Annotated in this window: 5 protein-coding genes; 4 read left to right on the top strand and 1 reads right to left on the bottom strand. The window is 56.2% G+C overall.

Annotation, left to right across the window (positions count from 1 at the left end; all coding sequences use genetic code 11):
- Nucleotides 1-72 precede the first annotated feature (72 nt).
- Entirely contained in the window at nucleotides 73-528 is a 456-nt protein-coding gene (locus HMPREF3142_RS14875; RefSeq protein WP_070612182.1) for an acetyltransferase, read from the bottom strand.
- 156 nt (nucleotides 529-684) lie between these two features.
- Between HMPREF3142_RS14875 and metA the strand changes: the two genes are divergently transcribed.
- The 4 genes from metA (at nucleotide 685) to aceK (ending at nucleotide 6,747) form a co-directional block, all read left to right on the top strand.
- Complete coding sequence (metA, locus tag HMPREF3142_RS14870; RefSeq protein WP_012969171.1) at nucleotides 685-1,614, top strand: homoserine O-acetyltransferase MetA; 930 nt, start codon at nucleotides 685-687, stop codon at nucleotides 1,612-1,614.
- A gap of 260 nt (nucleotides 1,615-1,874) precedes the next feature.
- Nucleotides 1,875-3,476 (top strand): malate synthase A, encoded by a 1,602-nt coding sequence (gene aceB / locus HMPREF3142_RS14865; protein WP_008807330.1) that lies wholly within the window; start codon nucleotides 1,875-1,877, stop codon nucleotides 3,474-3,476.
- Between the two features lie 79 nt (nucleotides 3,477-3,555).
- Nucleotides 3,556-4,860 carry an isocitrate lyase gene (gene aceA / locus HMPREF3142_RS14860; RefSeq protein ID WP_032701149.1) on the top strand — a complete coding sequence of 435 codons (1,305 nt, stop codon included), beginning with the start codon at nucleotides 3,556-3,558 and terminating at the stop codon, nucleotides 4,858-4,860.
- A gap of 102 nt (nucleotides 4,861-4,962) precedes the next feature.
- Nucleotides 4,963-6,747, top strand: a complete 1,785-nt coding sequence (gene aceK, locus HMPREF3142_RS14855) for a bifunctional isocitrate dehydrogenase kinase/phosphatase (protein ID WP_032731673.1) — start codon at nucleotides 4,963-4,965, stop codon at nucleotides 6,745-6,747.
- The last annotated feature ends 43 nt before the right edge of the window (nucleotides 6,748-6,790 follow it).

Raw genomic sequence — 6,790 nt, 5'->3', positions numbered from 1 at the left:
GCCCGGACAAGGTGCGCAGCACCGCCTCCGGGGAGGCCCCCTGTCTAAGGGCCAGCAGTTGCGACGTCAATCTTAGTCTGCTTCAGCCTGCTGCTCATGTATCAAATTCAATAACGGATACGGTTGCCCCAGATCGTCCGTCTCAGAACGCCCTGTCACGTTAAAACCCATCCTCTGATAAAACCCGACCGCTTGTTCATTCTGCTCATTCACATTCGTCGTCAGCTTTGGCGTTAACGACAGGGCATGCTCAATCAGCAATTTCCCCACGCCGCAGCCGCGGACATCCGGATCGACGAACAGCGCATCCATATGCTCTCCGGTAAGCAGCATAAAGGCGATCGGCTGGTCCTGGGTGTTAGCCGCCACCCACAGCGGAGCCTCCGGTAAAAATGCGCGTACCATCTCCTCCAGCTCCTTTCGATACGCTTTTGACAGAAAATCGTGCGTGGCGTCGACCGACCGACACCATATCGCAATCAGTTTATCCCCTTCATCTGCCCGGGAACGGCGGATGCTAATAACCATAGTTTCTCCTTTTCTTCATTCTTATATTCTAACTCAATGCGCGCCGTGAAATTTTCTCACCGTGAACATGCAGACTCGACATTCACCCGATTCCTGGTTATCTTCAGCTATCTGGATGTCTAAACGTTTATACGTATGCTATGAGGTAATACAGTTATGCCAATTCGGGTGCAGGACGAGCTACCAGCCGTCAGTTTCTTGCGCAATGAAAACGTCTTTGTGATGACGACAACACGTGCAACGACTCAGGAAATTCGCCCCCTGAAGGTGTTAATCCTCAACCTGATGCCGAAGAAAATCGAGACGGAAAATCAGTTCCTGCGTCTGCTATCGAACTCTCCGCTGCAGGTGGACATCCAGTTGTTGCGTATTGATGCGCGTGAGTCGCGTAATACGCCGACGGAGCATCTGAATAACTTTTACTGCAATTTCGATGAGATCTGCGATCAGAACTTTGATGGCCTGATTGTCACCGGTGCCCCCTTAGGCCTGGTTGAGTTTAACGATGTTGCTTACTGGCCACAGATCAAACAGGTGCTGGAGTGGGCGAAGGATCACGTCACCTCCACGCTGTTCGTCTGTTGGGCGGTTCAGGCCGCGCTGAATATTCTGTACGGCATTCCCAAGCAGACCCGCGCCGAAAAGATTTCCGGCGTTTATGAACACCATATTCTGCATCCACACGCCTTACTGACCCGCGGTTTCGACGACTCTTTTCTGGCCCCGCACTCACGCTATGCTGATTTTCCGGCGGGACTTATCCGCGATTACACCGATCTCGAGATCCTCGCGGAGACGGAAGAGGGCGATGCGTATTTGTTTGCCAGTAAAGATAAGCGGATCGCCTTTGTTACCGGCCACCCGGAGTACGATGCCAATACCCTGGCAAGCGAATATTTCCGCGATGTGGAAGCCGGTTTGAATCCAGAGGTTCCTTACAACTATTTTCCGCAAAACGACCCGCAGAACAAACCGCGCGCCACCTGGCGGAGCCACGGCAATCTGCTGTTTGCTAACTGGCTTAACTATTATGTCTACCAGATTACACCATACGATCTGCGCCATATGAATCCTACACTGGAGTAATACTCTACACGAAACGATCCTAAAGCGTTTCAGCACTTTGCCTCTGGCACCTTCGGGTGCCTTTTTTATTTCCGAAATTCACTTCATGCTCGATGATAACTTTAATTCCATTGTTATCAATGTGTTAAAGCTATTTTAAAATTAAAATGGAAATTGTTTTTGATTTTGAAAATTAATTGAGTAGTCTTAATTGTGCTGAGCGAAAACTACACAACGATCTCTCGCTCGCTTCCAGCGGATCAACCAAGAGGAACAGCACAATGACGCAGCAGGCGACAATCACCGATGAACTGGCCTTTAGTCAGCCCTATGGCGAGCAGGAGAAGCAGATCTTAACGCCTGAGGCGGTAGAATTTCTGACGGAACTGGTGAGCCGCTTTGCGCCGGCGCGTAATAAGCTACTGGCCGCGCGTCAGCAGCAGCAGCAGGCCATTGATCAAGGTGTACTTCCTGACTTTATTTCGGAAACCGCTTCCATTAGAAATGGAAACTGGACCATCCGCGGTATCCCGGCGGATTTGCAGGATCGCCGTGTTGAAATCACCGGTCCCGTTGAACGCAAAATGGTCATTAACGCGATGAATGCCAACGTCAAAGTCTTTATGGCGGACTTTGAGGATTCGCTGGCGCCTGACTGGCGTAAAGTCATTGATGGCCAAATTAACCTGCGTGATGCCGTGAACGGGACCATCAGCTACACCAACGAGGCCGGAAAAATCTACCAGCTGCAGCCCAATCCCGCTGTGCTGGTATGCCGTGTGCGCGGCCTGCACCTGCCGGAAAAGCACGTCACCTGGCGTAATGAGGCCATCCCCGGCAGTCTGTTCGATTTTGCGCTCTATTTTTTTCATAACTACCAGGCGCTGCTGGCGAAGGGGAGCGGTCCCTACTTCTATCTGCCAAAAACCCAGGCCTGGCAGGAGGCGGCATGGTGGAACGATGTCTTTAGCTTTACGGAAGATCGCTTTGACCTGCCGCGCGGCACCATCAAGGCCACGCTGCTGATTGAGACGCTGCCAGCGGTGTTCCAGATGGATGAGATCCTGCATGCGCTGCGCGACCATATTGTTGGCCTGAACTGCGGCCGTTGGGACTACATCTTCAGCTATATCAAAACGCTGAAAAACCATCCGGACCGCGTGTTGCCTGACCGTCAGGTGGTGACGATGGATAAACCGTTCCTCAGCGCCTACTCACGGTTGTTGATTAAGACCTGCCACAAACGCGGTGCGTTTGCGATGGGCGGCATGGCGGCGTTTATCCCGAGCAAAGATGCCGAACGTAACCGTCAGGTGCTGAGCAAAGTCACCGCCGATAAAGAGCTGGAGGCGAACAATGGTCACGATGGCACCTGGATTGCCCACCCGGGGCTGGCGGATACCGCTATGGCGGTGTTTAACCGCGTACTGGGCGATAAGCCGAATCAGCTCTCGGTCACCCGGAGCGCGGATGCGCCAATTACCGCCGAACAGCTGCTGGCCCCCTGCGAGGGCGAGCGCACGGAAGCCGGGATGCGCGCCAACATTCGCGTGGCGGTGCAGTACATCGAAGCCTGGATCTCCGGCAACGGTTGCGTCCCGATTTATGGCCTGATGGAAGACGCCGCGACGGCCGAGATCTCGCGCACCTCTATCTGGCAGTGGATCCATCATCAGAAAACCCTGAACGACGGCACCCCGGTCACGAAGGCGCTGTTCCGCCAGTGGCTGGCGGAAGAGCTGATGGTGATTCAGGAGGAGCTGGGAGAGCACCGTTTCAGCCACGGCCGCTTTGACGATGCGGCGCGACTGATGGAGCAGATCACCACCTCCGACGAGCTAATTGATTTTCTGACATTACCGGGCTACCGCCTGCTGGCCTGATCGCCAGATGGTGTGGTTCGCCATTTAGTCCTTCACCAATGCGCCTGGGGAGCCAGGAAATTATATGGAGCATCTGCACATGAAAACCCGTACCCAACAAATCGAAGAATTAAATAAAGAGTGGACGAACCCGCGCTGGGAAGGCATTACCCGCCCGTACAGCGCGGAAGAGGTGGTGAAGTTACGCGGCTCGGTGAATCCGGAATGCACGCTGGCGCAGCTTGGCGCGGCGAAAATGTGGCGTCTGCTGCACGGTGAGGCGAAAAAAGGGTACGTCAACAGTCTCGGCGCGCTGACCGGCGGCCAGGCCTTGCAGCAGGCGAAGGCGGGTATCGAAGCCATTTATCTCTCCGGCTGGCAGGTGGCGGCGGATGCTAACCTGGCGTCCAGCATGTATCCGGATCAATCGCTGTATCCGGCCAACTCGGTACCGGCGGTGGTGGATCGGATCAACAACACTTTCCGTCGTGCCGATCAGATCCAGTGGTCGGTCGGGATTGAACCGAACGATCCGCGTTATATCGACTACTTCCTGCCGATCGTGGCGGATGCGGAGGCCGGTTTTGGCGGCGTCCTTAACGCCTTTGAGCTGATGAAATCGATGATTGAAGCCGGTGCAGCGGCGGTTCACTTCGAAGATCAGCTGGCGTCAGTGAAGAAGTGCGGTCATATGGGCGGTAAAGTGTTGGTCCCGACCCAGGAGGCGATTCAGAAGCTGGTGGCGGCGCGTCTGGCAGCCGACGTGATGGGGGTCCCGACGCTGGTGATCGCCCGTACCGATGCCGATGCGGCCGATTTAATTACCTCTGACTGCGATCCGTACGATCGTGAGTTTATTACCGGGGATCGCACCAGCGAAGGGTTCTTCCGCACCCACGCCGGGATCGAGCAGGCGATCAGTCGCGGGCTGGCTTATGCGCCGTATGCGGATCTGGTGTGGTGCGAAACGTCGAAACCGGATCTTGAGCAGGCGCGCCGCTTTGCTGAGGCTATCCATGCGCGTTTCCCTGGCAAACTGCTGGCCTATAACTGCTCGCCGTCGTTTAACTGGAAGAAAAATCTCGATGATAAAACCATCGCCAGCTTCCAGCAGCAGCTGTCGGACATGGGATACAAATACCAGTTTATTACCCTCGCCGGGATCCACAGCATGTGGTTCAACATGTTCGACCTCGCCCATGCCTACGCTCAGGGTGAGGGGATGCGCCACTATGTTGAGAAAGTGCAGCAGCCGGAATTCGCTGCCGCGCCGGAAGGCTATAGCTTCGTCTCACACCAGCAGGAGGTGGGCACTGGCTACTTCGACAAAGTCACTACCATTATCCAGGGCGGCGCCTCATCGGTGACGGCGCTGACCGGCTCGACCGAAGAAGATCAGTTTTGAGCCATGCCCGGCGGCGTGACGCTGACCGGGCCTGGGAAGGGATGCAGGCCGGATAAGCGAGCGCGCCATCCGGCATGACGTGGTGCCGGATGGGGGAAAGCGATGACGCGTGGCCTGGAACTACTGATTGCCCAAACCATTTTACAGGGATTCGACGCCCAGTACGGGCGTTTCCTGGAGGTGACCTCCGGCGCGCAGCAGCGCTTTGAACAGGCTGACTGGCACGCCGTACAGCAGGCGATGAAGCAGCGTATCCATCTCTACGATCACCACGTTGGTCTGGTGGTAGAGCAGCTGCGCTGCATTACCGAAGGGAAAAGTACCGACGTCGATTTTCTTCTGCGGGTGAAACAGCAGTACACCCAACTGTTGCCGGATTACCCTCGCTTTGAAATTGCCGAGAGCTTTTTCAATTCGGTCTACTGCCGACTGTTTGACCACCGCTCGCTGACCCCCGAGCGGCTCTTTATTTTCAGTTCGCAGCCCGAGCGTCCCTTTCGCACCCTACCGCGACCGCTGGCGAAAGATTTCTTTCCGGAACGCGGCTGGTCCCACCTGCTGGGCAAAGTACTGTCCGATTTGCCGCTGCGGCTGCCGTGGCAGAACAAAGCGCGGGACATCGGCTATATCATTGCCAGTCTGCAGGAGGCGCTGGGGGAGGAACTGCTCGCCACCTGTCATCTGCAGGTCGCCAATGAGCTGTTCTACCGGAATAAAGCCGCCTGGCTGGTGGGCAAACTGGTCATGCCGATGGCGACGCTGCCTTTTTTGCTGCCGATCCACCGCAGCGATGAGGGTGAGCTGTTTGTTGACACCTGCCTGACCACCCATGCCGAAGCAAGCATCGTTTTTGGCTTCGCGCGTTCCTATTTTATGGTTTATGCGCCGTTGCCCGGCGCTCTGGTGGAATGGCTGCGTGAGATCCTGCCGGGCAAAACGACGGCCGAGCTGTACATGGCGATTGGCTGTCAGAAGCACGCCAAAACCGAAAGCTATCGCGAATATTTACACTACATTACTCGCTGCGATGAGCAGTTTATTGAAGCGCCGGGCATTCGCGGGATGGTGATGCTGGTGTTTACCCTGCCGGGGTTTGACCGGGTGTTTAAGGTGATCAAAGACCGCTTCGCGCCGCAGAAAGAGGTGACCGCCGCCCACGTGCGCGCCTGCTATCAGCTGGTAAAGGAACACGACCGCGTCGGGCGGATGGCGGATACCCAGGAGTTTGAAAATTTCGTGCTGGATAAACGGCAAATCGCGCCGGGGCTGCTGGCGCTGTTGCAGGCGGAAGCGGGGAACAAACTTACCGATCTCGGCGACCGCATCGTCATCAGTCATCTGTATATTGAACGGCGAATGGTGCCGCTCAACCTGTGGCTGGAGCAGGTTAACGGCCAGGCATTGCGTGATGCGGTAGAAGAGTATGGCAATGCTATCCGCCAGCTGGCCGCCGCCAACATCTTTCCCGGCGATATGCTGTTTAAAAACTTCGGCGTCACCCGCCACGGCCGGGTGGTGTTCTACGACTATGACGAAATTTGCTATATGACAGAGGTGAATTTCCGCCAGATCCCGCCGCCGCGCTATCCGGAAGATGAGCTGGCCAGCGAGCCGTGGTATAGCGTCTCGCCGGGGGATGTGTTTCCGGAGGAGTTCCGCCACTGGCTGTGCGCCGACCCGCGCGTTGGGCCGCTGTTTGAGGAGATGCATGCCGACCTGCTGCGCGCGGACTACTGGCGCGAGCTGCAGACGCGGATTAAAAACGGCCATGTGGAAGATGTTTACGCCTACCGGCGCAAGCAGCGTTTTAGCGTGCGCTATGGCGCCGACAGTAGGCCGGATAAGGCGTTTACGCCGCCATCCGGCAGGGTGCGCCGATCTGCCTGATGGCGCTGCGCTTATCAGGCCTACTTAAAATGCCCCTGTGGGG

The organism is Klebsiella sp. HMSC16C06, assembly GCF_001808325.1.
Classification (GTDB): domain Bacteria; phylum Pseudomonadota; class Gammaproteobacteria; order Enterobacterales; family Enterobacteriaceae; genus Klebsiella; species Klebsiella variicola.
The sequence above is the reverse complement of the archived record's forward strand: the minus strand, read 5'-3'. Positions and strand labels throughout refer to the sequence as shown.

Excerpts from the sequence above, each read along its gene's own strand:
- HMPREF3142_RS14875 (WP_070612182.1), bottom strand. The coding sequence starts at position 528 with ATGGTTATTAGCATCCGCCGTTCCCGGGCAGATGAAGGGGATAAACTG.
- metA (WP_012969171.1), top strand. The coding sequence starts at position 685 with ATGCCAATTCGGGTGCAGGACGAGCTACCAGCCGTCAGTTTCTTGCGC.
- aceB (WP_008807330.1), top strand. The coding sequence starts at position 1,875 with ATGACGCAGCAGGCGACAATCACCGATGAACTGGCCTTTAGTCAGCCC.
- aceA (WP_032701149.1), top strand. The coding sequence starts at position 3,556 with ATGAAAACCCGTACCCAACAAATCGAAGAATTAAATAAAGAGTGGACG.
- aceK (WP_032731673.1), top strand. The coding sequence starts at position 4,963 with ATGACGCGTGGCCTGGAACTACTGATTGCCCAAACCATTTTACAGGGA.